The sequence below is a fragment of the Actinomadura sp. J1-007 genome, assembly GCF_009793335.1.
Lineage (GTDB): Bacteria > Actinomycetota > Actinomycetes > Streptosporangiales > Streptosporangiaceae > Spirillospora > Spirillospora yumaensis.
The window spans coordinates 1,272,916-1,299,759 of record NZ_WING01000001.1 but is presented as its reverse complement, the minus strand read 5'-3'; the positions used below and the strand labels follow the sequence as shown (position 1 = coordinate 1,299,759).

The window sequence follows — 26,844 nt, the reverse complement described above, 5'->3', positions numbered from 1 at the left end:
CCCGTCTTCGCCCAGCCTGACCACACCCCCCGGGAGGCCCCATGGGCCCTGCGAAGAGTCCCCCGACCTGCTCCGGATGCGCGGGATCGTCAAGGAGTTCCCCGGCGTCCGCGCCTTGGACGGCGTCGACCTCGACGTCCGTCCGGGCGAGGTGCACTGCCTGCTCGGGCAGAACGGCGCGGGCAAGTCCACCCTCATCAAGGTGCTCGCGGGCGCGCACCGGCCCGACGCGGGCGAGATCCTGCTGGACGGCGAGCCGGTCCGGCTGGACGGACCGACCGCGGCCATGCGCGCCGGGATCGCGACCATCTACCAGGAGCTCGACCTGGTGGACGGCCTGTCGGTCGCCGACAACATCTTCCTCGGCCACGAGCGTGCCCGGTTCGGGTTCACCCGCCGCGCCGACGCCGAGCGGCGCGCCGCCGAGCTGCTCGGCCGCCTCGGGCACGGCGGGATCCCGCCGCGCGCCGAGGTCGGCCGCCTGCCCGCCGCGCGCAAGCAGGTGGTCAGCATGGCGCGGGCGCTGTCGCACCGGGCGCGGCTGATCGTGATGGACGAGCCGTCCGCCGCGCTCGCGCACGACGAGGTCGGCAACCTGTTCCGCGTCATCCGGGAGCTCACCGCGTCCGGCGTCGCGGTCGTCTACATCTCGCACCGGCTGGAGGAGATCCGCGAGATCGGCGACCGCGTCACCGTCCTCAAGGACGGCCGCGCGGTCGCGGGCGGCCTGCCCGCCCGCACCACCGCGACGGGCCGGGTGGTGGAGCTGATGACCGGCCGCGACATCGAGAGCGCCTTCCCCGAACGCCCCGCGCCCGCATCCGCGCCCATGGACGGAGACGGAGACGGGGACGGGCGCGGCGACGAGGTGCTGCGCGTCGAGGGGCTGTCCCTCGCCGGGACGTTCGAGGATGTCTCGTTCACCGTCCGCGCCGGCGAGATCGTGGGCCTCGCCGGGCTCGTCGGGTCGGGCCGTTCGGAGATCCTGGAGACCGTCTACGGGGCGCGCCGCGCGACCGCCGGGCGGGTGCTGGTCGACGGGCGCCGGGTCCGGCCCGGCGACACCCGCGCGGCCGTACGGCGCGGCATGGGGATGGCGCCCGAGGAGCGCAAGAGCCAGGCCCTGCTGCTGAACGAGACGGTCGCGGCCAACGTCACCGTCGCGGGCCTGGACCGGTACGCGGCGTTCGGCTGGCTGAGCCGCCGCCGCGAGCTGGCCGACGTCCGGCGCCAGATCGAGGCGCTCGACATCCGCCCGCCCGACCCGCGCCGGCCGGTCGCGACGCTGTCGGGCGGCAACCAGCAGAAGGTCGTCCTCGCCCGGTGGCTGCTCGGCGACCGGCGGCTGCTGATCCTGGACGAGCCGACGCGCGGCGTGGACGTCGGCGCCCGCGCCGAGCTGTACGCGGTGGTCCGCGAGCTCGCCGGGCGCGGCATCGCGGTGCTGCTGGTGTCGAGCGAGGTGCCCGAGGTGCTCGGCCTCGCCGACCGGGTGCTGGTCGTCCGCGAGGGCCGGGTGGTGCACACCGGCGCGGCCCGCGACCTGGACGAGCGCGCCGTACTCAACATGATCATGGAGGGGAGCGCGGCATGACCGACGCGAGCGTCACCCGGGCGGAACGGGCCCGGCCCTCGTGGCTGAGGGCCCCACGGACCCCGCGGCCGCCGCGGCCGGGCGGGAAGGGCGCCGGGGCCCGCCGGGGGCCGGGCGAGATCCGGCACGTCGGGCTCGTCGCCGCCCTCGTCCTGCTCGCGGCCGTCGGCCTCGTCACCGAGCCGGACAACTTCGCGACGTCCGGCAACGTGGTCGGGATCCTCGCGCTCGCCGCGACGATCGGCGTCATCACCGTCGGCGCCACGTTCGTCATCATCGGCGGCGGCATCGACCTGTCGGTCGGGGCGGTGATGGCGCTCGCGTCCGTCTGGGCCACGACCGTCGCGACCCAGTCGTACGGCCCGGTGGTGATGGTGGTCTGCGCGCTGCTCGTCGGCGCCGGAGCGGGCGCGGTGAACGGCCTGCTCATCGCCTACGGGCGGCTCGTGCCGTTCATCGCCACGCTCGCGATGCTGGTCGCGGCGCGCGGCCTCGCGCAGCGCATGTCCGACCGCAGGACCCAGCTCGTCAAGCCGGAGAACGACGCGATCGAGGCGCTGTCGACCACGAAGGCGCTCGGGCTGCCGCTCGTGGTGTTCGTCTTCGCGGCGGTCGCCGTCGCCGGATGGCTGCTGCTGAACCGCACCACGTTCGGCCGCCGCACCTTCGCGGTCGGCGGCAACCCGGAGGCGGCGCGGCTCGCCGGGATCGACGTGCGCCGCCACACCGTCCTGCTGTACGCGCTGTCCGGCCTGTGCTGCGGCATCGCCGCGGTGATCATCATGGCCCGGACCACCACGGGCTCCAGCACCCACGGGGACCTGTACGAGCTCGACGCGATCGCCGCCGTCATCATCGGCGGCACGCTGCTCACCGGGGGACGGGGCACCCTCGCCGGGTCGATCCTCGGCGTGCTCGTCTTCACCCTCATCACCAACCTGTTCATCCTGAACGGCCTGGAGACCAGCGACCAGCTCATCGCCAAGGGCGCGATCATCGTGGTCGCGGTCCTGCTCCAGCGCCGCGGCCTGCGCGCCCCCACCCCCTGAAACCCCCCGAGAACTCCCCTGGAGCACGCCATGAGCGACACCGGAAGCGTCCCGAGCCGCAGAGGGCTCCTCTTCGGAGGCGCCGCGATCGCGGCCGGAACCCTCGCCGCCGGATGCACGAGCAACGAGGAGAAGGAGCCCGCCGCCGCCGCGCAGACCGCGGGCGGAGGCGACAACGACAAGCCCGGCAAGCACGTCACGATCGGGTTCTCCGCCCCGGCCGCCGACCACGGCTGGCTCGCGGCGATCACCAAGAACGCGCAGGCGCAGGCCAAGCGGTACTCCGACGTGACGTTCAAGCCGGTCGAGCCCACCAACGACATCAACCAGCAGATCTCGGCCGTCGAGTCGCTGATCTCCGCGAAGGTCGACGCGCTGGTGCTCCAGCCGAACGACGGCGGGCAGCTCAACCAGGTCGCCCGCAAGGCCATGGACGCCGGGATCCCGGTCGTCAACCTCGACCGGGTGTTCCCCGACAAGCTCTCGTACCGGACGTGGATCGGCGGCGACAACTACGGCATGGGCGTCGCCGCGGGCCACTACGTCGGCAGGCGGCTGAAGGAGAAGGGCATCGCCAAGCCCGTCATCGTGGAGGTGCAGGGCATCGCGACGCTGCCGCTCACCCAGGAGCGCAGCAAGGGCTTCGCCGACGCGCTGAAGTCGTACGGCTTCTCGGTCACGGCCCGGCAGGACGCCAAGTTCACCGTCGAGACCGGCAACCAGGTCGCCGCCAACCTCCTCCAGGCCCACAAGAGGATCGACGCCCTGTGGAACCAGGACGACGACCAGGGCGTGGGCGTGCTCGCCGCGATCAAGCAGGCGGGGCGCAAGGAGTTCTTCATGGTCGGCGCCGCCGGGTCGGCGAACGCGATGCGCGAGATCAAGTCGGGCGGCGTGCTGGAGGCGACCGTCACCTACAGCCCGACGATGGCCGGGTCGGCGGTCCGGGTGGCGCGGCTGATCGCCCAGGGCAAGGGCCTGTCCGACCTGGTCGAGCTCCAGGTCCCGCAGTCGCTCACGCTCGCGTCCGAGACCGTGACCAAGCAGAACGTCGACCGCTACCTGCCGCTCGGCTTCGAGTCGTAGGCGGCGGGACACCACCGAAAGGGAGACGATGACGACCGTCGGAGTCGGGATGGTCGGGCACGCCTTCATGGGGCGCGCCCACTCCCAGGCGTGGCGCAACGTCGGGCCGTTCTTCGGCCCGCCGCTGAGCCCCGTGATGGCCGTGCTCGCGGGCCGTTCCGCCGAGCGCGCGGGCGCCGCCGCCCGCGCGCTCGGCTGGGCGGCCGTGGAGACCGACTGGAAGGAGCTGCTGCGCCGCGACGACGTCGACCTGGTCGACATCTGCACGCCGGGCGACAGCCACGCCGAGATCGCGGTCGCCGCGCTCGACGCGGGCAAGCACGTACTGTGCGAGAAGCCCCTCGCCAACACCGTCGCCGAGGCGGCCGCGATGGCGGACGCCGCCGAACGGGCCCGCGCGCGCGGCGTCCGGGCGATGGTCGGGTTCAACTACCGGCGCGTCCCGGCGATCGCGCTCGCGCGCCGGCTCGTCGCGGACGGCCGCCTCGGCGCGGTCCGCCAGGTCCGCGCCCAGTACCTCCAGGACTGGCTGGCCGACGCGGACGCCCCGTACACCTGGCGGATGGACCGCGACCGCGCCGGGTCCGGCGCGCTCGGCGACATCGGCGCGCACATCATCGACACCGTGCAGCACGTCACCGGGCAGCGGATCACCGGGGTCTCGTCGCTGCTCGGCACGTTCGTCCCCGAACGTCCGAGGCCCGGCGGCGGAACGGGCCGCGTCACGGTGGACGACGCGGCGCTGTTCATCGGCCGCACGGACGGCGGCGCGCTCGCCTCGTTCGAGGCGACCCGCGTCGCCGCCGGGCGCAAGAACGCCCTGCGCGTCGAGGTGAACGGCTCGGACGGCAGCCTCGCGTTCGACCTGGAGTCGCTGAACGAGCTGTGGTTCCACGACCGGGCCGAGGACGCGGAGACGGCCGGGTTCCGGCGGATCCTCGTCACCGAGCCCGTCCACCCGTACGCGGGGAAATGGTGGCCGCCCGGGCACCTGCTCGGCTACGAGCACACCTTCACCCACCAGGCCGCCGACCTGCTCACCGCGATCGCGGAGGGCGGCGATCCGAGCCCGTCGTTCGCCGACGGGCTCCAGGTGCAGCGCGTGCTGGCCGCCGTGCAGGCCGGCGCGGAGAGCGGCGCCTGGACCGACGTGGAGGGGAGCGCCTGATGGCACGACCGGTCACCCTGTTCACCGGCCAGTGGGCCGACCTGCCGTTCGAGGAGGTCTGCGCGCTCGCGGCGGGCTGGGGCTACGACGGGCTGGAGATCGCCTGCTCGGGCGACCACTTCGACGTCCCGGCGGCCCTCGCGGACGACGCGTACGCGGCGGGCCGCCGCGAGATCCTCGACCGGCACGGCCTGAAGGTGTGGGCGCTGTCGAACCACCTCGTCGGCCAGGCCGTCTGCGACGACCCGATCGACGAGCGGCACCGGTCGATCCTGCCCGCGCGGGTGTGGGGCGACGGCGAGCCCGAGGGCGTCCGCCGCCGCGCGGCCCGCGAGATGGAGGACACCGCGCGCGCCGCCGCCCTGCTCGGCGTGGACACCGTCGTCGGGTTCACCGGGTCGTCGATCTGGCACACCGTGGCGATGTTCCCGCCGGTCACCGACGCGATGGTCGAGCGCGGCTACGCCGACTTCGCCGCCCGCTGGCATCCGATCATGGACGTGTTCGACGCGTCCGGGGTGCGGTTCGCGCTGGAGGTGCACCCGAGCGAGATCGCCTACGACCACTGGACGACCGTCCGGACGCTGGAGGCCATCGGGCGCCGGCCCGCGTTCGGCCTGAACTGGGACCCGTCCCACATGCTCTGGCAGGACCTCGACCCGGCCGGGTTCCTGTACGAGTTCCGCGACCGGATCTACCACGTGGACTGCAAGGACACGAGGATCCGGCCCGCCGACGGGCGGCGCGGGCGGCTGTCCTCGCACCTGCCGTGGGGCGACCCGAGGCGGCGCTGGGACTTCGTCTCGACGGGGCGCGGCGACGTTCCGTGGGAGGACTGCTTCCGCGCGCTCAACGCGATCGGCTACGACGGCCCGATCTCCGTCGAGTGGGAGGACGCCGGGATGGACCGGCTCCAGGGCGCGCCCGAGGCGCTGGCCTTCGTCCGCGCCCTCGCCTCCCTCAGCCCGCCCGCCGCCCGCTTCGACGCGGCGTTCGCCAAGGACGACTAGCGCGCCGCCGGCCCGGCCGGCCCGGCGGAGTCGCCGGGCGGCCGGGCCGGGGCGGTCAGAGCGCGCGGAAGTCGGCGAAGTCGAAGCCGGGGGAGACGACGCAGCTCACGAGCACCTCGTCCGGCCCGGCGGGACGGGCGGCCTGCCACGTCCCGGCGGGCACGAGGGCCTGCGGCGCCTGCCCGGCCGCGACGTCCGCGCCGAGCGTGACCGTCTCCGGGGCCGCGGCGGGGCGGTCGCCCGTCCCGCCGAGCACCAGCGCCAGCGGCCCGCCGCGGTGCCACAGCCACACCTCGTCGGAACGGACCGCGTGCCAGATCGACTCCTCGCCCGGCGGCAGCAGGAAGTAGATGCCGGTCGCCGAGGCCCGCTCGCCCCCGTAGCCGTCCGGGACGAGGCGCGCGGGCGCCCGCCACGTCTCGCGGTACCAGCCGCCCTCCGGGTGCGGCAGCAGGTCCAGGGCCTCGGCGGTCGCGGGCCGGTCGAGCAGCGCCGTGTGCCGGCCGTCCGGCCCGCGCCGCAGGTAGCGCACGGCGGACGCCCGGGTGCGGTCGACCGCCCCGCGCGCGGGCGCCGGGCCGGGCTCGGGATCGAGGGCGACCGCGATGACCTGCCCGCCGGGGAACGCGTCGTCGGCGACGGCGAGGGCGTCCTCGGCCGGGGCCCAGGCGGCGCCCGCCTCGGGGAGAACGAACCGCGGCCCGGACTGGGCGCGCCAAGCGTCGAGCGTCGTCAGCAGCAGCACGCCCCGAGCCTAGTGACCGTTCCGGCGCGTCCCGGCACGCGGGTGCGCCGGCCGGGCGGCCGGGGGACGCGACCGGGCGGGCGCGGGCGCTGACCGGCCGGAAAACGCGTGGCACGGGTCCCGCGGGGCGTGAGATCATGGGAGGGACGAGTCCGCCGAACGGGAAGGGTGACATGCGCCAGGTCTTCGGAATCTCCGAGAGCCCCATCCGGACGAGAGTTCCCGAGGACTTGCACACCCATGGCCACCCTGAACATCGGCATCCTCGCGCACGTCGACGCGGGCAAGACCAGCCTCACTGAGCGGCTGCTGTTCGACACCGGCGTCATCGGCCGGCTCGGCAGCGTCGACGCCGGCGACACCCAGACCGACCGCGGCGAGCTCGAACGCCGCCGCGGCATCACGATCCGTTCGGCCGTCGCCTCGTTCACCCTGGACGGGCTGCGCGTCAACCTGATCGACACGCCCGGCCACGCCGACTTCGTCGCCGAGGTCGAGCGCGCCCTCGCCGTGCTGGACGGCGCGGTGCTCGTGCTGTCGGCCGTCGAGGGCGTCCAGCCGCAGACCCGCGTGCTGCTGCGGACGCTGCGCGACCTGCGGATCCCCACCCTGGTCTTCGTCAACAAGATCGACCGCGCGGGCGCGCGGCGCGACGGGACGCTGGAGGCCGTCCGGCGCAGGCTGACCCCGCGGATCGTCCCGCTGAACGACGTCACCGGGATCGGCACGGCCTCGGCCGCGCGTTCCGCCCGTCCGGGCCGTCGCTCACGCCGCCGCTGGACGCGGCCGAGGTGCTGGCCGACCACGACGACGGCCTCCTCGCCGACCTGGTCGAGGACCGCGAGCCGTCGCCCGAGGCGCTCCGGCGCGCGCTCGCCGCCCAGACCGCTGACGGGACCGCCCACCCGCTGTTCTTCGGGTCGGCGGTCACCGGGGAGGGCGTCGCCGACCTCCTGGAGGGGATCGCCACGCTCCTGCCGCCCGCGCCCACCGGGGACGCGGAGGAAACCGCGGGCGGAGCCGAGCCGCGCGGCACGGTCTTCGCCATCGAACGCGGCCCGGCCGGAGAGAAGATCGCCTACCTGCGCCTGTTCGCGGGCGAGCTGCGCGTCCGCCAGAAGGTGACCTTCCACGGCGACGGCGGCGAGCACACCGGGCAGATCACCTCGCTCCGCGTGGTCGGCTCCGACGCCGGGCTCCTCACCGCGGGCGACATCGCGCGGCTGGGCGGCCTCGCGGACGTGCGCGTCGGCGACCGGCTGGGCCCGCCCGCCGACGGCCCCGGGCGGCGCGCCTCGTTCACCGCGCCGAGCCTGGAGACGCTCGTGCGCGCGGACCGTCCCGGCGAGGCCCGCCGGCTGCGCGCCGCGCTCCTCGACCTCGCCGACGAGGACCCGCTGATCCGTGCCCGCCCCGCGCCGGACGGCGCGACGTCCGTGCTGCTGTACGGCGAGGTGCAGAAGGAGGTCATCGGCTCCAGGCTGCGCGAGGAGTTCGGCGTCGAGGCCGTCTTCGAGGAGAGCCGCCCCGTCTACACCGAGCGGCCCGCCGGAACGGGCGAGGCGGCCGAGGACATGGACTGGCGCCGCCGCACGCCCGACTTCTGGGCGACCGTCGGGCTGCGCGTCGAGCCCGCGCCGCCGGGCTCCGGGGTCGTGTTCCGGCGCGAGGTCGAGTACGGGGCGCTGCCGCACGCGTTCGACCGGGCGATCGAGGAGACCGTCCACCGCACGCTCGACCAGGGCCTGTACGGCTGGCCCGTGACCGACTGCGAGGTCGTCCTGACCGCCTCGGGGTTCGGCGGGCCGGTGAGCACCGCCGCCGACTTCCGCGGCCTGACCCCGCTCGTGCTGATGCGGGCCCTCGCCGCCGCGGGCACCCGGGTGTACGAGCCGTGCCACGCGTTCGAGACGGAGGTCCCGGAGGGCGCGCTGAGCCCCGTCCTGGCGCGCCTCGCCGCGCTCGGCGCGACGGTCGCCGAGCAGGCGCCCGCCCCGGACGGCTGGACGCTGCGCGGCGAGATCCCCGCCCGCCGGGTCGCCGAGGCCGAGCGGTCCCTCCCCGGCCTGACGCGCGGGGAGGGGGTGTGGACGTCGCGCCCGTCCGGCGACCGTCCCGTCTCCGGCGACCCGCCGACCCGGGCCCGCACGGACGGCGACCCGCTGGACCGGGCCGCCTACCTGCGCCATGTGGCCCGCAACGGCGCCTCCACCTGACCGCGGCGCGGCGAGCACCGGGCGGCGGACGGCGGGCGGGCCGCGGGCGCGGGCCGTTCCTCAGGGGGTGAGGACGATCTTGCCGGTGACGCGGTTCGTCTCGCCGCGCTCGTGCGCCTTGGCGGCCTCGGCCAGGGGCAGCACGGTGTCGATCTCGGCGCGCAGGCGGCCCGCCTCGACGAGCGCGGCGATCTCCTTCATGGCGTGCCAGTCCGGTTCCACGAGGAGCTGCTCGACGCGGATTCCGAGCTCGTCGGGGTCGGCCGCTCCGGCGGAGCCGCGCGCGATCGCGACGAGCACCCCGCCGCGGCGCATGGTGCGCAGGGAGCGCTCGCGGTAGTCGCCGCCGATCGTGTCGAGGACGACGTCCACGTCGCGGAGAGTCTCGGCGAAGTCGGTCTCCCGGTAGTCGACCGGCTCGTCCACGCCGAGGCGGCGCAGCAGGTCGTGCTTGGGCGAACTGGCCGTGCCGATGACGTACGCGCCGAGCGCCTTGGCGATCTGCACCGCGAGGTGCCCGACGCCGCCCGCCGCCGCGTGGACGAGCACGCGCTGCCCCTCGCGGACGTCCGCGGTGTCGACCAGCGCCTGCCACGCGGTCAGCGCCGCGAGCGGGACCGCGCCCGCCTGGACGTGGTCGACGTTCGCGGGCTTGCGCGCGAACGTGCGCGAGGGCGCCGCGACGTACTCGGCGAACGCCCCCGCCGACCGCGGGTATCGCAGCATCCCGAAGACCTCGTCGCCCGGCTTGTAGAGCGTCACGCCGACCCCGGTGGCCTCCACGACGCCCGACACGTCCCAGCCGAGGACGAACGGCGGTTCGAGGACCGACATCTTCGCCGCCCGGTGCTTCCAGTCGGTGGGGTTGAGCCCCGCGGCTTTCACCCGGACCAGGACCTCGGTCGGGCCCGGCTCCGGACGGTCGATCTCGACCTCCTTGAGCACCTCGGGACCGCCGAGGACGTCCTGCCTGATCGCGCGCATACGAGTTGACATGCGGACCAGCCTGCCCGGCCGGGCACCCGCCGTTAAGTGGCAGGATTGCCATTATGTGTAAGGATCCGGCCATGGAACGGCATCGGGTGGTCGTGCTCGCGCTGGACGGCGTGATCCCGTTCGAGCTGGGCATCCCCTCGCGGATCTTCGGCTCGGCGCGGGACGGCGCGGGCGAGCCGCTGTACGAGGTCGTCACGTGCACCCTGGACGGGCGGCCCGTGCGCACCGCCGCCGACTTCGCGATCGCCGCCGACCGCGACGCGTCCGCGCTGGCGTCCGCCGACACCGTGGTCATCCCCGCGCCCGCCCGGTTCGAGGCGCTGATCCCGGACGGCGCGCCCGCCGCGCCGCTCGCCGAGGCGCTCGCCCTCGTCCGGCCCGGGGCCCGGCTGGTGTCGATCTGCGTCGCCTCGTACGTGCTGGCCGCCGCCGGGCTGCTGGACGGCCTCGCGGCGACCACGCACTGGCAGCACGCCGAGCACTTCCAGCGGACGTTCCCGGAGATCAGGGTCGACCCGGACGTGCTGTTCGTCCAGGACGGCCGCGTCTACACCTCGGCGGGCGCCGCCGCGGGCGTGGACCTGTGCCTGCACCTGGTCCGCGCCGACCACGGCAGCGCCCTGGCCAACCGGGTCGCGCGCGCCTGCGTCGTCCCGCCCTGGCGGGACGGCGGCCAGGCCCAGTACGTCGAACGGCCCGTCCCCGAGCCCGCGGCCGCGAGCACCGGCCCGACCCGCGCGTGGGCGCTGCGCCACCTCGACCGCCCGCTCACCCTCGCCGAGCTGGCCGGGCACGCGGGCCTGAGCGTGCGCACGTTCAGCCGGCGGTTCCGCGACGAGGCGGGGACGAGCCCGGGCGCCTGGCTGATCCGGCAGCGCGTGGAGGCCGCCCGGCAGCTCCTGGAGACCAGCGACCTGACCGTCGACCAGATCGCGCGGCGCACCGGGTTCGGGACGGGCGCGTCGCTGCGCCAGCACCTGCACGCGGTGCTCGGCGTGTCGCCCAGCTCGTACCGGCGCGCGTTCCGGGGCGGCGTGCTCGCCGGGTCCTGACCCCGGCGTTCACCCGCGCGGGGAAGCGGGCGCGACCTGCGCGGGAGGCCGGGCGGCGGGGCGCGGGACGAGCATCGTGACCATGAAGACGACGCCCGGCGCGGCAGCGCCCGCCCCTGCCCCTGTCCCTGCTCCTGCCTCCGAACGGTCGCGGCGGCCGGCCCCCGCGCGGACCGGACGGCCGGTGCCGCCGTGGGCGAACCGGGTCGCGCACCTCGTCCCGTTCACGGTGCTGCCGTCGGGGGTGTGGAGGATCGCACTCGGCCTCGGCGTCCCGGTCGGCTTCCACGGCGAGCTGGCGGACCTCTACCACGCGCCCGACTGGCGGCTCACCCCGTACGTGTTCGCGCTCAGCCTCCTCGCCGAGGGCTGCGCGCTGCTGACGCTCGGCCTGGTGCGGCCCTGGGGCGAGGTGTTCCCGCGCTGGCTCCCGTTCGTCGGGGGAGGAACGTGCCGGTGCCGTTCGCCGTGGCGCTCGCGTCGGCGGGCGCGGTCGCCGTCACGCTGCTGTGCACGACCATGCTGTTCCAGGTCAGCGGGCCGGACGCGATGGGCGACCCGGACGCCCCGCGCGGGCTCGCGGCGTGGGTGATGGGGCTCTGCTACGCGCCGATGCTGCTGTGGGGGCCGCTGCTCGCCGTCGTGACCGCCGCCTACTACCTGCGCCGCCGCGGCCTCACTCCATCTCCGACAGGCGGGCGGGGTCGAACGCGACGGGGAACGGCCGCTCGACCGTGATCGTCTCCCCGGAACGGGCCTTGCGGGCGAGGCGGTAGCCGTCGCGGCGCAGCTCCAGCAGCGTCACCATCGGGCGCGGCTCCAGGTCGACCAGCCAGTAGTGCGGGATCCCCGCCGCGGCGTACTCGGCGACCTTGCTGACCCGGTCGGTGTGCTCGTTGCCGGTGCGGGGCGTGACGATCTCGGCGACCAGCAGCAGGTCGGGCCCGTAGTAGGTGCGGGTCCGTCGCTCCAGTGCGGTGCGGGCGACGTCGCGCCCGACCATGAACACGTCGGGCCTGCGGATCCCCGCGGGCGTGGTGACGTACTGCGGCGTCCCCGCGACGTGCACGTCGGCGTCGGCCTGCCGCGCCGCGTCCTTGAGGATGCCCTTGAGCCGCTCGGCCGCGTTGTCGTGCCACAGGTCGCCGGGCAGCTCGGTCAGCCAGCCGTCCGCCAGCTCGTAGCGGCGGCCCTCCTCCGGCAGCATGTCGAGGTCGTACAGCGTGTACGGGCCGTGCGCGTTGCCGACCGCGCCGCCGCCGACGCTCCCCCCGGTGGCGCCGCGCACCGCGCCTCCGCCGATGGCCGTTCCGCCCATGACCGGTCCCCCTCCAAGATCGACGGGCGGCTCCGAATCTAGTGGACGGGTCCGCGCCGGACCCGCAGGCGGGGAGGCGCGTCGGACGGCGGACGCGATCGCGGGTGCGGCCGGAACCGGCGGTTCGCCGGGAAAGTCGGAGAAGGTGAGTTACGATACATCTCGTTTCGCCGTGGACGCGGCCTTACAGCCGTTGGAGGCGCCGGGGTCGGAGGCACCGCCTCGGAGGGGAGATGTGATGAGCGTCGAACAGCGACCGCGCACCGCCGCGGACCCGCGCACCGCCGCAGCGGACCTGCGCGCGTCCGACCGGGAACGGGACGACGTGCTCGTGCGGCTGCACACCGCGTACGCCGAGGGGCGGCTGACCGAGGGGGAGCTGGACGAGCGCATCGACCTCGCGCTCGCCGCCCGCACCCACCGCGACCTGGGCAGGCTCTCCGCCGACCTGCCCGCTGCGCCGGACGAGGCGTCCGCGGGGGAGTGCCCCGGCGGCCGGCCCGCCGTGTCGCTCGCCGGCCGGTTCCAGCTCGCCTACAAGAGCCACGTCCGGCGCAGCGGCCGGTGGCCGCTGCCGACCTCGTTCACCAGCGTCGTCTACAAGGGCGGCTCGCTGCTCGACCTGCGCTGCGCGGAGCTCGGCGGCCCGGTCACCTCGATCCGCGTCCTCGCCTACAAGTCCACGGTCGAGATCCTCGTCCCGCCCGGCGTGCGGGTGGAGTTCGGCGGGCTCGGCGTGTCCGGCGACCTGCGCGGCCAGGCGCCGCCCGGCGCCCCCGTCCTGCGCGTGACCGGGATCGCCTACAAGGGGGCGATCGAGATGAAAGATCATATTCACCGCCCCTGAGGTGATAGGAACGCTCCGCGGCCTATCGGCCGCCGTTCACGTCGTTGTCCGCACGGGCGGCGCCGTGGCGCGGTTTGATGGTGAGCCATCGTTGACGGCTCGGTGGTGAAGGAGCGCGAGTGACGGCGAGGATCCCCGAACAGGACGGTGCCGACGTCGTGGCCGAGGGCCGCGCGCCGGCCGGGGACGGGCCGCTCGGGTCCCGGCGGATCCGCGGCCGCCTCACGTTCGGCGACGCGGCCGAGCTCGGCGGACGTCCCGCCGACCCCTCGACGTCCCCGTGGCAGCGCGCCCACACCGCCTGGCGCACAGCCGGCCTCGCCTGGGACGGCACCGACGCCCCTCCCGAGCCCGTCCCCAACGCCAAGCGCCCGGCGGACACCCCGAGAGTCCAGATAAGGCCGCCAAAGCCACCGCCAAAGCAAGCGCCAAAGCCACCGCCAAGCAAGCGCCTAAGAAGGCGGAGAAGCCGGTCGGGCGGACGGACGAGCTGGGGGTGAAGGTCGCGCCCATCCCGTCCGCCGAAGACGTCGCGGCGGCCGGGACGGAGACGCCCGCCGGGACGGCGCGCGGGCGGCGCAACCTCAAGCCGCTGGCCATCGCCGCCGGGGCCGTGCTCGTCGTGGGCGGCGGTGCCGTGTACGTCGCCGCGCAGGGTGATGGCAAGGGCACCAAGCGCGCGCGGGCCGCCGTTCCCGTCAACGCCGAACGGTTCTTCGCGACCGATCCGGCCGCCGAGTCCGACGGCATGGCGCAGGAGCTGTCGGCCGTCGCGTCCGCGGGCGACACGCTCGTCGCCGCCGGGACGGAGGCCCCCGCGGGCGCGCGTCCGGGCCGCGAGCGCGCCGAGTTCCTCGTGTCGGGCGACGCGGGCCGGAGCTGGCGCCTCGCCCGGGTCCGCGCCGCGGACGGCGCCGAGCCGTCCCCCGGCGACCGGCCGCGCCTGCTCGCCGGGACGGACGGGTCGTGGGTCGCGCTCGGCCAGAACCCGGCGGGGGAGACGGTCGCGTGGACGAGCGGCGACGGCGGGAGCTGGACGCGGCAGCCGCCGTCCGCGTTCGGCCCGAAGGACCGCGTGACCGGGCTCGTCCGCGTGGCCGCCGGGTTCGTGGCCGCCGGGACGACGCCGCCGAACGGCAAGGGCGAGCCGCGCGGCGTCCTCTGGACGTCGCCGGACGGGCGCGCGTGGCAGCGGGTGGAGGGCCTCGCCGCGACCGGCGTCACGGGCCTGGACCGCGTCGCGTCCGCCGGGAACGTGGTCGTCGCGCACGGCACGTCCGCCCGCACCGTGACCAGGAAGGGCAGGAAGGGCAAGAAGCGCAGGAGCGTGGTCCGGGGCGAGGGCGTGTGGCGCTCGTCGGACGGCGGGCGCACCTGGGCTCCGGTGAACGTCCGCCAGGCCAACGGCTCGTACGGCGCGGTCAAGGACCTCGTCGCGGGCCCGAAGGGCTTCTTCGCGGTACGCGAGGGCAAGAAGACGACGGGCAGGAAGAAGAAGCGCAAGACCCAGCGGTACGGCGTCGTGTTCGGCTCGCCGGACGGGCAGGCGTGGGCCCCCGTCGGGCAGGTCGGCGGAGCCCGCTACACCGGCACCGAACGACTCGGAGGATCCGCGGCGGGGCTCGCGGCGCTGGTGCGCGGCAAGGGCGGGACGTCGGTCCTGCGGAGCGCCGACGGCCGCTCCTGGCAGCCGGGCGCCCCGCTCGGCGGGCCGGTCGGCGTCGCCGCGCTGACGGTCGCGGCGGGCGGGACGCCGGTCGCCGCCGGGCGTACGGGCGGCGACGCGTTCCTGTCCGGGGCCGATCTCGCCAAGGTCGCGGGCGCGGTCACGTCCGAGCGCACGCTCCGGTCCGTCGCCGCGTTCGGAGACCGCGCCGTGGCGGTGGGCAGCACGAACGGCGCCCCCGCGATCTGGACGTCCCCGGCGCGTTCGGACGCCTGGACGCGGGCCAGGCTCCCGGCGGCCGCGCCGCGCCAGCGGCTGACCGACGTCGTGCACGGCCCGCGCGGCTGGCTCGCGGTGGGCCGCGCCGAGGGCAGGCCCGCGCAGCCCGTCACGCTGACGTCGTCCGACGGGACGGCGTGGACGAAGGCGCCGTTCCCCCGAGGCCAGGTCGCGGAGGCGGCCGTCGTCGGCCCGCACGGCTACGTGGCGGTCGGCGCGGCCGGGCCGAACGCCCGGTCGTGGCGTTCGGCCGACCTCGGCGCGTGGCGGCCGGGCACGGTCGGCGGCGGGGACGGCGCGTGGATGACCGACGTGGCGGCGACGTCCGCCGGGTACGCGGCGGCGGGCGGGCGCCGCGACGGCAGGCCCGCGCTGTGGACCTCGCCCGACGGGCTCAAGTGGACCCCGGCGACGCTGCCGCCCGGACTGGCCGGGCCGCTGGACCGGGTCGTCGCGCACGGCGACGTGCTGGTGGCGTCGGGCGCGGCCAACGCGATCACGTTCTCGCCGGACGGCGGCCGGACGTGGCAGGCGCGCCCGCTCACGGCCGCGCCCGAGCCGATCGCCGTCACCGCGCTCGCCGCCACGCCGAAGGGCTTCGCGGCGGCCGGCACGACGGGACGGCCCGGACGCCAGGACGTCGTCCTGTGGACGTCGGCGGACGGCGGCGTCTGGCGGCGCGCGCCCGGCCACACCGCGCCGGGCGGGCAGCGCCTCACCGCACTCACCGCCGTCGGGCCCGACCTGCTCGCGCTCGGCACGGACTCGGGGCACCGCGGCGAGACCCCGCTGCTGTGGCGCACCCCGATCGGCTAGGACGCCACCCTTCCATTACGGACGGTGACGAGCGCCATTCCGTACCCAGAACTCCCGAGATCATAGACGCCCAGGTGACAGGCCCGGAGCACACTATTCACTGTGGCTTGAATCACATTTTCGCCGATCGTTCCGCGTCTTCCGAAACGAGCACCGTCACGCTACGTTAATGCGACCTCGCTTCGGTCCTATTTCCGAGGAACGATGACGCGCTCCCATGAGAACGTGCGGACGAGCTACGGCGTGCGTCCGATGCGGACGTCCACCCCGCCGGACGGGCCGCCGCTGACCCGCCGCGACCTGCCCGCCCTCCCCGCCAGACCGGTCCTCGACCCGGCGCTCGGCATCGACGAGGGCGCCCTCGTCCGCCGGGGGCTCGCGGCCGGCGACTGGCGGGCCGCCAAGGAGGCGCTGGAACGCGCCACCGACCCCGACGCCCGCTACTGGCTCCTCGACCTCTGCGCCGAGCAGAAGGGCCGCCCGGACTGGCTGGACGACTGGGTCGCCGCCGAGCCGGACGGGGCGCTCCCGCTGCTCGTGCGCGGCGCGCACGGGGTGAAGTGGGCGTGGGAGGCGCGCGGGCCGTACCAGGCCAGGTACACCGGCGACGACGCGATGGTGGTCTTCCAGCACCGCCTGGTCACCGCCGAGGACGACCTGCTGCGCGCCGCGTCCCGCGACCCGAACGACCCGACGCCGTGGGCGTGCCTGCTGACGTCCGGACGCGGCCTCGGCGTCGGCGTGCCCGAGCTGGAACGGCGCTTCACCGAGGTGACCGTCCGGCACCGCTGGCACGTCGGCGCGCACGGCGGCATGCTCATGGGGACCAGCCGGAAATGGGGCGGCACGCACGACCTGATGTTCGACTTCGCGCGCGAGGCGGCCTCGCTCGCGCCGGCGGGAAGCCCGATCGCCGGCCTGCTCGCGGCCGCGCACCTGGAGCCCTACCTGTTCGAGTCCAAGGCGAGAATGGCCGCCTATCTCTCCCATCCGGAAGTGCGCGGGGAACTGCGCTGGGCGGCCGAGCGGTCGGTCCTGCACCCGGACGCCGTCCCCACCCTGGGGACGATCCACGCGCACAACCATTTCGCCTACTGCTTCGCGGCGGGCGGCGACGTCCAGGCCGCCGCGCGCCATTTCGCCGCGCTCGGTGGACGGGTCGCGAAGCAGCCGTGGTTCATGTTCACGCGGTTCTCGTCACCGGCGCGGCTCTACGGAAGGCACCGAAGGGCCGTCCGCAGGCGGCTGCCGCGCTGACGGCGGACCCGCCCCGGACGGCCCCCGCCGGTGCCGGCGATCACCCGTTGCAGCCGCAGGAGCAGCCCTTCGGGCAGGAGCAACTTCCGCCGTGTCCACAACTGCATCCACCTTTAGCCATGGACGAAACGTATCCTCGTGGGACAAGGCGGTCTATCACTCGGGCGCGACTTGGGGCTGTCCCCCCGGACACGGGCCGCGCGGGCCGTTCCGGGTCAGGCGCGGATGTGGAGGTCCACGCCGAGCAGGACCAGGAACCAGAGGAGGATGGCGAGCAGCGCGCTCACCACCCATCGGATCAGGGACGTGGTGATGTAGCCGCGGTCCCAGGCGACGAAGATGCCGATGATGACGTAGATGAGGCCGACGATGCCGATCCTCGGCGCGTATCTCCTGTAGGCCATTTGCGTCCTCCCGGTGGGGGGTGTGACGACCGACCGCTTCCCGGGGGAGGGACGGGAAAACACCGGAGGCGTTCGGGGCCGTACCGTGCCGAATCTTCGGTATGGCCGAAAGCCCACCGCCTACCGGCGGGCTCCGCGGCCGGACAGGTCGATGCGGACGATCGTCGGATCGCGGTCGCCGGGCCGGTCGGCGAACTCGGCCTCGCGGTGCACCACGTCGAACTCGTGCTTGCGGCGCGCGAGCGACGGGCTGATCAGGATGTGGTCGGTGACCTGCGAGTCGCCGGAGGCCACCGTCGTGTAGCGCTCGGCGGCGGGCAGCCGGGCGGGCAGGTCGGCGAGGCCCGTCCGCCGGGTGAACTCCTTGATCGTCACGGTGGACTCGCCCTCGTTGAGGTCGCCCGCCACGATCACGTCGGAGCCGCGCAGCGACCGGACGAAGGCCGCGACCACCTGCGACTGCGCGTCGCGCCGCCACTCGGTCGGACGGCGCGGGGGCTGGTGGCGGCCGAACACCGGCTGGTCGTCCGACGTCCTCGGGTACCACTGCCCGGCGACCACGACGATGCGGCGGCCCTTCCACCGCACCTCGCCCGCGAGGGGCTTGCGGGCGCCGCTCCAGACCGGGTTGGCGGGCGCGATCCGGCCGGGGCTGAGGGTCAGGCCCGAGGCGGTGGCGCGGGTCGCCGCGACCGTGAGGTCCCGGCGCGAGGCGGGCGGCGGGTCGTCGGAGCCGGACGGCGCGGGCCGGTCGACGAAGCTGAGGCCCCGGTCGGTGCGGAACAGGAACCCGGCGCGGTCGTTGGCGCCCCGCTGGCCGCCGTCGGCGTTGTCGCGCGGCGAGACCGACCGCCAGTCGTACGCCGGGCCGCCCGCGGCGCTGATCGCGGTGATGAGCTCGGCCGCCGTCTGGTCGGCGGCGACGGTGCCGTCGTCCTTCGGCCCGCTGTTGTCGTCCATGCCGCCGACCGCGATGAGGTCGGGCGACTTCAGGCCGTCCACCACGTCGCGCGCGACGGTCTCGTAGCGCTCGCGCGGGCTGTCGGGGCTGAGCCCGTCGAGGCCGGCGGTCGCGACGGCGAGCTCGCCCGGCCGCTGCGCGCGGGTCGCCTCCCGGGGCAGCCGGCCGTCCTCGGCCTTCGGCGCGGCGGTGGGCAGCAGCGTGAAGTCGCCGGCCACGTAGTCGATCACGCCCTCGACCGCGCCGGGCAGCCGGTCGCCGACGTTCACGGCGGGCAGCGGCGCGAGGGCGTCGTCGAGCAGGACGCGCTCGGCGCCGCCCTCCCGGAGCAGGACGCCGCCGCGCTTGGTCCGCGGCCCCGCGCCCTTGCCGCCTGCGGGCAGCACGGGGATCCGGCCGTCGCGGGTCGGGCCCACGGCGACGGCGTTCTCGATCCGGACCCGCATCCCTTCGAGCGCCTCGTAGAAGTCCAGCGCGCTGCGCGCGGGCGAGAGCCGGCCGCCCTTCTCGACGTTGCGCGGCGCGCCCGGCACGCGCGGCGCGTGCGGCGGCCTGCGCCCGCCCGGCCCGATCACGACGGGCGGCGGGAGCGGCCGGCCGTGCGCGTCGACCGCGGTGGCCGTCGCGTCGATCTCGGTACGGCTGAGGTTGGCCGAGGACGGGCCGCCGGGCCGGAACTCGCTGACCTTCCCGTCCACGCGGACCGCGTCGCCGACGGCGGCGGACGGGCGGGTGCGGGTGAAGACGAAGACGCCCTCGCTCGTCGCGGGGTTGCGGTCGGGCCGCGGGTCCTGCATCCAGAACCCGTTGCTCGTCAGGGCCGTCACGACCCCCGGGACCTGCGCCACGTCGCGGCCGTTCAGCGGCGACACGTGCCGCGCGCCCTGGACGTCGCGGATGCGGGTCGGGGACGGCGCGGCGGCGGCCCCGGAGGGCGCGGCGGCGGCCTGCGCGGCGGGCGCCGTGGCCGCGGCGACGAACGGCGCCGCGGCGAGGACGGCCGCCGCGATGGCCGTTCCGGTGCGGCCGGCCCGCCCCGTCCGCCCCGTTCCGAATGCGTTCGCCACCCACGCTCCCGAGTCCGTTGTGAACACGAAGAAGGATGACATGCCGGGCGTTCCGCGGACCAACCGGATCGCCGAAATCCCCCGTCCCGCAGGCGATGTCGCGTGCGAACGGGCCGCGCCCGGGGGAGGCGCGGCCCGTTCGCGCGGTGCGGGCCCGGGACCGGCCGGAGGACCGGCGGTCCGGGACCCGGCCCGGTCGAGGCTCAGTCGAAGAGGACGACCTGGCGGATCACGTCGCCGTTGGTCAGGGCCTGGACGGCGTCGTTGAGGTCCTCGAAGCGGATCCGCCGCGTGATGAGGCCGTCGAGGTCGAGCCGCCCCGCCCGCCACAGGTCCACGAACATCGGGACGTCGCGCTTGAGGTCGCAGCCGCCGTACAGGGACGCCTTCAGCGCCTTGCCGTCGAACAGCAGCCCGAACGCGCTCTGCGACCACTCGTCGTCGGCGGCCCCGGCGCCGACCACGATGACGTCGCCGCCGCGGCGGGTGGCGTTCCACGCGGTGGTGATCGCCGCCGCCTTGCCGACGACCTCGAAGGTGTAGTCGAAGCCCGCCCCGCCCGTGAGCAGCCCCTTGGTCTCGTCCAGGCCGTCCAGCGTCGCGGTGTGCGTCGCGCCGAACCGCTTGGCGATCGGGTGCTTGGCCTCGTTCGGGTCGATCGCGAGGATGGTGGACGCGCCCGCGATCCTCGCGCCCTGGATCACCGACAGCCCGACGCCGCCCGCCCCGACCACGGCCACCTTCGACCCCGGCTTGACCTTGGCGGTGTTGACGACCGCGCCGACGCCGGTCGGGATCCCGCAGCCGAGCAGCGCCGCGTACTCGAACGGCACGTCCTCGGCGATCTTGATGACGCCCTGCCGGGGGACCACGACCTCCTCGGCCCAGGTGCCGACGCCCGCCATGCCGAACGCGGGGGTGCCGTCGCCGAGCCGGAACGCCGGGTCGCTGAACGCCTGCGCGATGAACGTCATGCACAGGTACGGCTCGCCGCGCAGGCACTCGGGGCAGGCGCCGCAGTCGGGCGTCCAGTTGATCACGACGTGGTCGCCCGGCTGGACGTGCGTGACGTGCTCGCCGGCCTCGACGACGACGCCCGACCCCTCGTGGCCGATCACGGTGGGCGGCACCGAGGGCAGCACGCCGGTCATCGTGGACAGGTCCGAATGGCAGACGCCGGTCGCCTTGATCTGGACCTTGACCTGGTCCGGGCCCGGATCGACGGTGGTGACGTCGTCGCGCAGGTCCAGTTCCTTGTCGCCGACCTGGTGCAGTACCGCGGCGCGGGCCATGGCAGCCTCCACAGTGAGGGGCGGGCGCCGCCGCCGGCCGGCGGGACGTCCCGGATGGGGGTGGGTGAGGGGCCTGAAACGGGCGGGGCGGGCGGCGGGGGCTACTCGTCCAGGGACAGCGCGGCCTTCGGGCAGGACCGCACCGCGTGCCGGACCTTGTCCGCCTGCTCCGGCGGGACGTCCGGCATCAGGATGTCGAGCTCGTCGTCGTCGTTGAGGTCGAAGACCTCGGGGGCGAGCCCGACGCAGACCGCGTTGGCCTCGCACACCAGTGGGTCGACTCGTACTCTCATCGGCTTCTCCGTTCCCTTCCCGGTGAGCGTGCGGCGGCCGGGGAGGCGACGGCGCGAACGGTGCGGCCTCCGCCGGACCATCTCCGGGCCAACATACCGAACAAGGTTCGGTGATGGTCGTCATCCGGTCGATCGCGCGCTCACCCCGAAAGTAGAACACGTTTCAGTATGGAGCGGCAAGGCTCCCGCCCGACCAAAGTGGATCACCTCGGACCCCCGCGCCGGAACTCGGATACAGTGCGCCGCGGAAGGAGACCGATGACTGACACCAAGGCGTCCGCGGGCACGGCCCCGCCCGACGGCGCGGCCATGCCCGGGGACCTCCGGCGCGCCGCGCGCGCCGCGAAGGGCTTCATGCCGGACGCGGAGGGCCTGGCCCTCCACGCCGCCGCCCTGGAGTACGGGACCCGCCTGGCGGGCGCCGGCCCGCTGCTGGAGGTGGGGAGCTACTGCGGCAAGTCGGCCATCTACCTCGGCGCCGCCGCCCGCGCCGCGGGCACGGTCGTGGTCACCGTCGACCACCACCACGGCTCGGAGGAGAACCAGGCGGGCTGGGAGCACCACGACCCGTCCCTGGTCGATCCGAGCACCGGCCGGATGGACACCCTGCCGGTGTTCCGCAAGACGATCGGCGCGGCCGGGCTGGAGGACGTGGTCGTCGCGGTCGTCGGCGCGTCCCGTACCGTCGCGGCGTTCTGGCGCACGCCCCTCGCGCTGCTGTTCATCGACGGCGGCCACGCCGAGGAGCACGCGCGGGCCGACTACGAGGGCTGGGCGCACCACATCGCCGTGGGCGGCGCCCTCGCCATCCACGACGTCTTCGCGGACCCGGCCGACGGCGGCCAGGCCCCCTACCACCTCTACCTGCGCGCCCTGGAGAGCGGCGCCTTCGAGGAGCGCCGGGCCGAGGGCTCCCTGAGGATCCTGGAGCGCACCACCTCCGCGACCCCCTGACCCGCGACCGCCTGACCCGCGACCGCCTGAGCAGCCGCGCGCGCCGGTCCGCCCGCCCCGTTCAGCGGACGGGGCGGGCGGACCGGCGGACGGGCGACAGGACCGTCAGAGGCGCGTGCGGACCGGGTTGGCGACCGGCACCAGGGCGCAGCCGCAGGCGATGGGGTCGGACGCCTCGGACGGCCCGAGGGGCCGCCCCGCGATCTCCTTGAACAGCGCCGAGCCCGGCGACGTGCCGTCCAGCGCGTCGGCGGCCAGGATCACCGCGGCGGCCGTGTAGGTGGAGCGGTCGCCGGGGAAGTGCCGCTCGTTCTCGAACTGCCAGCCCGTCCAGTACGAGCCGTCCTCGTGCCGCAGGTGCTGGATCGTCCCGAACAGCTCCAGCGCCCGCTCGCGGTCGCCCGCCGCGTCCAGCGCCATCACCAGCTCGCAGCTCTCCGCCGCCGTCACCCACGGCTGGTCGGACACGCAGCGGCAGCCGAGCCCCGGCACGACGAAGGCGTCCCAGCCCTCCGCGATCCGCCGCGCGGCGGCCTCGCCGCGCACCGGCCCGCCGAGGACGGGGTAGTACCAGTCCATCGACCAGCGGCTCTTGTCCGCGAACGCCTCCGGGTGCGCGGCGACGACGTGGCCGAGCTGGTCGGCGGCCAGCTCCCACTCCGGCTGCGGCTCGCCGAGGTGCTCGGCGAGCGCGACCGCGCAGCGCAGCGACTGGTAGATCGACGAGCAGCCGGTGAGCAGCGCGTGGTCGGACGCCCGGCCGTCCTGGTGCCGGATCCAGATGATCTCGCCCCGGCGGGTCTGGAGGCCGAGCGTGAAGTCGACGGCCTTGCGGACCGTCGGCCACATCCGCCGCGCGAACTCCTCGCCGTCGCCGGAGCGCCCGGTGCACAGCAGCTCGTGCCACACGCCGACCGCGACGTACGCGGCGTGGTTGGACTCGCCGCCCGGCTCGGTGACCTCGCCGAGCACCCACTTGGCGGGCCACGACCCGTCGGGCCGCTGCGCGCCGCGCAGCCACTCGTAGGCACGGCGGGACTCCTCGCGCAGCCCCGCGACCGTCAGCGCCATCGCGGCCTCGACGTGGTTCCACGCGTCCACGTGGCCGGGGACGCCGTGGGTGGGGGAGAACCAGGGGATGGCGCCGGACTCCTCCTGCTGCGCCACGATGCTCTGGGCGGTCGCGACGATGTCGTCGGACGTCACGATGCCGGGGACTGAGGGCGGGGAGGCGGCCTCAGACCGCATCCGCCGTCTCCTTGGGCGCGGAGGCGGAGCTGCCCGCGGCGGCGGGCTTGGTGAAGTAGACGACGACGCTCTTGCCGATGAGCGGGTTCAGGACGTCCTCGGCGACGCGGGTCGCGAGGGGGCGCTTCATGATGTCCCAGACCAGGATGCGGTGGTACGCCTTGGCGAGCGGGTTGCCGTCGTTGTTCACGCCGACCGCGCACTTGATCCACCAGTACGGCGCGTGCAGCCCGTGCGCGTGGTGGTGCCCGTTCACCTCGAAGCCGATGGACTTGAGCTTGGCCTCCAGCTCGGCGCGCGTGTAGATCCGCACGTGCCCGCCGGGCGCGGTGTGGTAGTCCTCCGACAGGGCCCAGCAGACCCGCTCGGGCAGCCAGCTCGGCACGGTGACCGCGAGCCGCCCGCCGGGCCGCAGCACCCGCATCAGCTCGCGCATCGCCCGCATGTCGTCGGGGATGTGCTCCAGCACCTCGGAGGCGACGATCTTGTCGAAGTGGCCGTCGGGGAACGGCAGGTCGAGCGCGTCGCCCCGTACGGTCGCGGCGGACGCCTCCTCGGGGACCTCGCCCTCCAGCCGCATCGCGCCGAACATCTTCTCGACGCCGGCCAGCTCGTCCTCGTCGAGGTCGAACGCGACGACGTCGGCACCCCTGCGGTACAGCTCGAAGGCGTGCCGTCCGGCGCCGCATCCCATGTCGAGGACGCGTTCTCCGGGCAAGACGCGGAACCGCTGGAAATCCACGGTCAGCAGGGTCGTGCTCCTTCCGTACGGGGACGCTCGGGAGAGGGTCCCTCATGCACGCGGCGTACCCGTGCATGCACCTGTTACTTGTGCGCGCCGTGTCAGGTCGCGCCTCGCCCGCGGGCGGCGAGCCGCAGGTAGTTCTGCTGGGTGATGGCGGTGCGGTAGTGCTCGACGGTCGCCTGCGCGACGGCCCGCCACGCGAACCGCTCCTGGACGCGGGCGAGGCCCGCCGCGCCCAGCCGGCCGCGCTCCTCGGCGGAGTCGTGCAGGCGGCGCAGCACGGTGGCCAGCTCCTCCACGTCGCCGGGCTCGACCAGGACCGCGGCGTCGCCGACGACCTCCGGCAGCGCGCCCGCGCGGGACGCGACCAGCGGCGTGCCGGACGCCATGTGCTCGACGGCCGGCAGCGAGAAGCCCTCGTAGCGGGACGGGACGACCGCGACCTCGGCCGAGGCCAGCAGCTCGCCGAGCTCGGTGTCGCCGACGCCGCTGACGAACCTGACCCGCTCGCCGAGCGCCAGCTCGCGCACCAGCTTCTCGGTCGGCCCGTCCTTCTGCGGCCTGCTGACGACGATCACGTGCACGTCGCGTTCGGTGGCGACCTTGGCGACGGCGCGCAGCAGCACGTCCACGCCCTTGATCGGGGCGTCGGCGCTCGCCATCGCGACGATCCGGCCGCGGACGCGCTCGGCCGCGGAGCCGCGCGGGTGGAAGATGCGGGTGTCGACGCCGAGCGGCAGGATCTCGATGTCGCGCGGGTCGACCCGGAAGTCCTTGACGATGTCGACCTTGGACGACTCCGACACCGTCAGCACCGGGCCGACGCGCCGCGACACCTGCGCCTGCATGCCGACGAAGCCGTACCAGCGGCGCTTGCCGAGCTTCTGCTTGAGGCCCTGCGCGGCCTCGATCTCGATCCGCCGGTCGACGCTGATCGGGTGGTGGATGCTCGTCACCAGCGGCAGGCCGAGCCTGGCGATGCCGAGATTGCCGAGGCCGAGCACCTGGTTGTCGTGGGCGACGTCGAAGTCGCGGCGGCGGCGCCGCAGCTCGCGCAGCACCCGCAGGCTGAAGGTCAGCGGCTCGGGGAAGCCGCCGGTCCGCATGTGCGCGAACTCCAGCACGTCGATCCAGTCGCGGAACTCCGCGAGCGCCGGGGTGCGGAACGGGTCCTCGTCGCGGTACAGGTCGAGGCTCGGGATCTTCGTCAGCGCGATCGCGTCGCGGTCCAGGTCCGGGTAGGGCTGGCCGGACAGCACCTCGACGGTGTGCCCGAGGTCGACGAGCTCGCGGCTCAGATGCCGGAGGTAGACTCCCTGGCCGCCGCAGTGCGGCTTGCTCCGGTACGAGAGCAGGGCCACGCGCAGCGGCTCCGCCTCCCGGCCGGGGGCCGGCGCGCCGGCCGGTGGCCCGCCGGGCGCTCGGCCGCCCGGCGGCTGGTCTGCCTCACCCACGTCGGCCCCTGCTCACGCACCACTCCTGTCAGTCGCGGGACACCGGGCGCAGGCGCACCGGCATCTCCTTGACGCCGTTGATGAAACTAGACCTTAGCCTGCGTACGTTACCGGAGAGTTCAATATTGGGCATGGCGTCCAAAAGTGTTTCGAAGAGCACACAGAGCTCCAGACGGGCCAGATGGGCGCCCAGGCAGAAGTGCGGCCCGCCGCCCCCGAACCCGAGGTGCGGGTTCGGGTCGCGGCCCACGTCGAACGCGAACGGGTCGTCGAACACCGACGCGTCCCGGTTGGCCGAGGCGTAGAACACCACGACCTTGTCGCCCTCCGCGATCCTGCGTCCGCGCAGCACGGTGTCGCGCACGGCCGTACGGCGGAACAGGTTGACGGGGGTCACCCAGCGGACGATCTCGTCGGCCGCCGTCCGGACGAGCGCGGGGTCGGCGCGCAGCCGCTCCCACTGGCCGGGATGCTCGAACAGCGCGAGCATCCCGCCGGACGCGGCGTTGCGCGTGGTCTCGTTGCCCGCGACGGACAGCAGCATCACGAACAGCTCGAACTCGTCGCCGGTGAGCACCTCCCCGTCCGGGCCCGGCTGGAGCAGCCGCGTGACGATGTCGTCGCGCGGGCGCTCGCGGCGCTCGGCGGCGAGGGCGGCGGCGTAGGCGTAGAGCTGGGTCGCGGCCCGCGTGCCCTCGTCCGGCGACCGCTGGAACTCCGGGTCGTCCGCCCCGATCAGGGTGTTGGACCAGTTGAAGATCTTCTCGCGGTCCTCGGGCGGGGCGCCGAGCAGCTCGCAGATCACGTAGAGCGGCAGCGGCGCCGCGAGGTCCCGCACGAAGTCGGCGGCCCCGTCCCCGTCCCCGGCCCCGCCGCCGTCGCGGCGCAACGCCTCGGCGACGAGGTCGCGGCAGATCTCCCTGATGTGCCGCTCCAGCACGCCGATCGCGCGCGGGGTGAACCCGCGGTTGACGATGCCGCGCTTGCGGGAGTGCTCCGGCGGGTCCTGGTTGAGCATCATCATCCGCTGGAGCGCGAGGTGCTCGTCGGCCGGCTCGTCGAACAGCGCGAGCCGCTCGTACGAGGAGAAGACCTCCGGGTGCCGGGACACGTGGACGACGTCCTCGTGCCGGGTGACGGCCCAGAACGGCGGGTTGCCCCGCTCCGGGTCGCCGTGGTGGCGGTGGACGGGATCGTGCTCGCGCAGCCACGCGAGCTGCTCGTGCGGGACCCCGTTCTCCTCGTACGTTCCGGGTGCGACCAGTTCGATCTCTGGAGTGGTCATCGCCGCAACCTCCTCGTCGGGCGGTGCTCCGGGGGACAGGGC

General features: G+C 74.9%; 24 protein-coding genes. 13 read left to right on the top strand and 11 right to left on the bottom strand.

Features of this window, described 5'->3' with window-relative positions; all coding sequences use genetic code 11:
- Nucleotides 1-76 precede the first annotated feature (76 nt).
- The 5 genes from GEV43_RS05855 to GEV43_RS05835 are packed head-to-tail and all read left to right on the top strand — an operon-like array spanning nucleotide 77 to nucleotide 5,907.
- On the top strand, nucleotides 77-1,594 hold the full coding sequence (locus GEV43_RS05855; RefSeq protein WP_160819801.1) for a sugar ABC transporter ATP-binding protein: 1,518 nt from the start codon (nucleotides 77-79) through the stop codon (nucleotides 1,592-1,594).
- Nucleotides 1,591-2,643: an ABC transporter permease gene (locus GEV43_RS05850; RefSeq protein ID WP_160819800.1), complete on the top strand. Its 1,053-nt coding sequence runs from the start codon at nucleotides 1,591-1,593 to the stop codon at nucleotides 2,641-2,643. The genes GEV43_RS05855 and GEV43_RS05850 overlap by 4 nt, the downstream gene beginning before the upstream one ends.
- Nucleotides 2,644-2,673: 30 nt before the next feature.
- Nucleotides 2,674-3,729: an ABC transporter substrate-binding protein gene (locus tag GEV43_RS05845; protein ID WP_160819799.1), complete on the top strand. Its 1,056-nt coding sequence runs from the start codon at nucleotides 2,674-2,676 to the stop codon at nucleotides 3,727-3,729.
- Between the two features lie 28 nt (nucleotides 3,730-3,757).
- Nucleotides 3,758-4,897: a Gfo/Idh/MocA family protein gene (locus GEV43_RS05840; RefSeq protein ID WP_160819798.1), complete on the top strand. Its 1,140-nt coding sequence runs from the start codon at nucleotides 3,758-3,760 to the stop codon at nucleotides 4,895-4,897.
- Entirely contained in the window at nucleotides 4,897-5,907 is a 1,011-nt protein-coding gene (locus tag GEV43_RS05835; RefSeq protein WP_160819797.1) for a sugar phosphate isomerase/epimerase, read from the top strand. The genes GEV43_RS05840 and GEV43_RS05835 overlap by 1 nt, the downstream gene beginning before the upstream one ends.
- A 55-nt stretch (nucleotides 5,908-5,962) precedes the next feature.
- On the opposite strand, the gene GEV43_RS05830 is transcribed toward GEV43_RS05835, so the two are convergent.
- A complete protein-coding gene (locus GEV43_RS05830; protein ID WP_309239473.1) occupies nucleotides 5,963-6,652 on the bottom strand; it encodes a cupin domain-containing protein in 690 nt (229 codons plus the stop codon).
- Between the two features lie 240 nt (nucleotides 6,653-6,892).
- Here GEV43_RS05830 and GEV43_RS53635 point away from each other — a divergent pair, with 240 nt between their 5' ends.
- A complete protein-coding gene (locus GEV43_RS53635) occupies nucleotides 6,893-7,777 on the top strand; it encodes a GTP-binding protein (RefSeq protein WP_160819796.1) in 885 nt (294 codons plus the stop codon).
- Between the two features lie 449 nt (nucleotides 7,778-8,226).
- Entirely contained in the window at nucleotides 8,227-8,868 is a 642-nt protein-coding gene (locus GEV43_RS53630) for a hypothetical protein (protein ID WP_302931163.1), read from the top strand.
- Between the two features lie 60 nt (nucleotides 8,869-8,928).
- Here GEV43_RS53630 and GEV43_RS05815 read toward each other — a convergent pair whose 3' ends face one another.
- Entirely contained in the window at nucleotides 8,929-9,852 is a 924-nt protein-coding gene (locus tag GEV43_RS05815; protein ID WP_160824335.1) for an NADP-dependent oxidoreductase, read from the bottom strand.
- 83 nt (nucleotides 9,853-9,935) lie between these two features.
- Between GEV43_RS05815 and GEV43_RS05810 the strand changes: the two genes are divergently transcribed.
- Nucleotides 9,936-10,916: a GlxA family transcriptional regulator gene (locus GEV43_RS05810; RefSeq protein WP_241682799.1), complete on the top strand. Its 981-nt coding sequence runs from the start codon at nucleotides 9,936-9,938 to the stop codon at nucleotides 10,914-10,916.
- A gap of 184 nt (nucleotides 10,917-11,100) precedes the next feature.
- A complete protein-coding gene (locus GEV43_RS05805; RefSeq protein WP_175249985.1) occupies nucleotides 11,101-11,508 on the top strand; it encodes a hypothetical protein in 408 nt (135 codons plus the stop codon).
- Between the two features lie 84 nt (nucleotides 11,509-11,592).
- Here the strand turns inward: GEV43_RS05805 and GEV43_RS05800 are convergent, their stop codons facing one another.
- Entirely contained in the window at nucleotides 11,593-12,234 is a 642-nt protein-coding gene (locus GEV43_RS05800; RefSeq protein ID WP_160819793.1) for a Uma2 family endonuclease, read from the bottom strand.
- Between the two features lie 238 nt (nucleotides 12,235-12,472).
- On the opposite strand from GEV43_RS05800, the gene GEV43_RS05795 reads away from it, so the two are divergent.
- The 3 genes from GEV43_RS05795 (at nucleotide 12,473) to GEV43_RS05785 (ending at nucleotide 17,099) form a co-directional block, all read left to right on the top strand.
- Nucleotides 12,473-13,081: a DUF1707 domain-containing protein gene (locus tag GEV43_RS05795; RefSeq protein ID WP_160819792.1), complete on the top strand. Its 609-nt coding sequence runs from the start codon at nucleotides 12,473-12,475 to the stop codon at nucleotides 13,079-13,081.
- A gap of 496 nt (nucleotides 13,082-13,577) precedes the next feature.
- Nucleotides 13,578-15,842: a hypothetical protein gene (locus GEV43_RS05790; protein ID WP_160819791.1), complete on the top strand. Its 2,265-nt coding sequence runs from the start codon at nucleotides 13,578-13,580 to the stop codon at nucleotides 15,840-15,842.
- A 204-nt stretch (nucleotides 15,843-16,046) separates the two neighbouring features.
- Complete coding sequence (locus tag GEV43_RS05785) at nucleotides 16,047-17,099, top strand: hypothetical protein (protein ID WP_160819790.1); 1,053 nt, start codon at nucleotides 16,047-16,049, stop codon at nucleotides 17,097-17,099.
- 215 nt (nucleotides 17,100-17,314) lie between these two features.
- Here the strand turns inward: GEV43_RS05785 and GEV43_RS05780 are convergent, their stop codons facing one another.
- The 4 genes from GEV43_RS05780 to GEV43_RS05765 form a co-directional block, all read right to left on the bottom strand.
- Nucleotides 17,315-17,503, bottom strand: a complete 189-nt coding sequence (locus tag GEV43_RS05780) for a hypothetical protein (RefSeq protein WP_160819789.1) — start codon at nucleotides 17,501-17,503, stop codon at nucleotides 17,315-17,317.
- A 120-nt stretch (nucleotides 17,504-17,623) separates the two neighbouring features.
- Nucleotides 17,624-19,531, bottom strand: coding sequence for an endonuclease/exonuclease/phosphatase (locus GEV43_RS05775; RefSeq protein ID WP_160819788.1), 1,908 nt, complete (start codon nucleotides 19,529-19,531; stop codon nucleotides 17,624-17,626).
- A 203-nt stretch (nucleotides 19,532-19,734) separates the two neighbouring features.
- Nucleotides 19,735-20,823: a Zn-dependent alcohol dehydrogenase gene (locus GEV43_RS05770; protein WP_160819787.1), complete on the bottom strand. Its 1,089-nt coding sequence runs from the start codon at nucleotides 20,821-20,823 to the stop codon at nucleotides 19,735-19,737.
- 101 nt (nucleotides 20,824-20,924) lie between these two features.
- Entirely contained in the window at nucleotides 20,925-21,116 is a 192-nt protein-coding gene (locus GEV43_RS05765; protein WP_160819786.1) for a ferredoxin, read from the bottom strand.
- A gap of 258 nt (nucleotides 21,117-21,374) precedes the next feature.
- On the opposite strand from GEV43_RS05765, the gene GEV43_RS05760 reads away from it, so the two are divergent.
- On the top strand, nucleotides 21,375-22,070 hold the full coding sequence (locus tag GEV43_RS05760) for a class I SAM-dependent methyltransferase (protein ID WP_206681072.1): 696 nt from the start codon (nucleotides 21,375-21,377) through the stop codon (nucleotides 22,068-22,070).
- A gap of 105 nt (nucleotides 22,071-22,175) precedes the next feature.
- On the opposite strand, the gene GEV43_RS05755 is transcribed toward GEV43_RS05760, so the two are convergent.
- The 4 genes from GEV43_RS05755 to GEV43_RS05740 form a co-directional block, all read right to left on the bottom strand.
- Nucleotides 22,176-23,318: a prenyltransferase gene (locus GEV43_RS05755; protein WP_160819785.1), complete on the bottom strand. Its 1,143-nt coding sequence runs from the start codon at nucleotides 23,316-23,318 to the stop codon at nucleotides 22,176-22,178.
- Nucleotides 23,308-24,069 (bottom strand): class I SAM-dependent methyltransferase, encoded by a 762-nt coding sequence (locus tag GEV43_RS05750; protein WP_175250354.1) that lies wholly within the window; start codon nucleotides 24,067-24,069, stop codon nucleotides 23,308-23,310. The genes GEV43_RS05755 and GEV43_RS05750 overlap by 11 nt, the downstream gene beginning before the upstream one ends.
- A gap of 92 nt (nucleotides 24,070-24,161) precedes the next feature.
- Nucleotides 24,162-25,424 (bottom strand): glycosyltransferase family 4 protein, encoded by a 1,263-nt coding sequence (locus GEV43_RS05745; RefSeq protein ID WP_160819783.1) that lies wholly within the window; start codon nucleotides 25,422-25,424, stop codon nucleotides 24,162-24,164.
- 121 nt (nucleotides 25,425-25,545) lie between these two features.
- A complete protein-coding gene (locus GEV43_RS05740) occupies nucleotides 25,546-26,802 on the bottom strand; it encodes a cytochrome P450 (protein WP_160819782.1) in 1,257 nt (418 codons plus the stop codon).
- Nucleotides 26,803-26,844 lie beyond the last annotated feature (42 nt).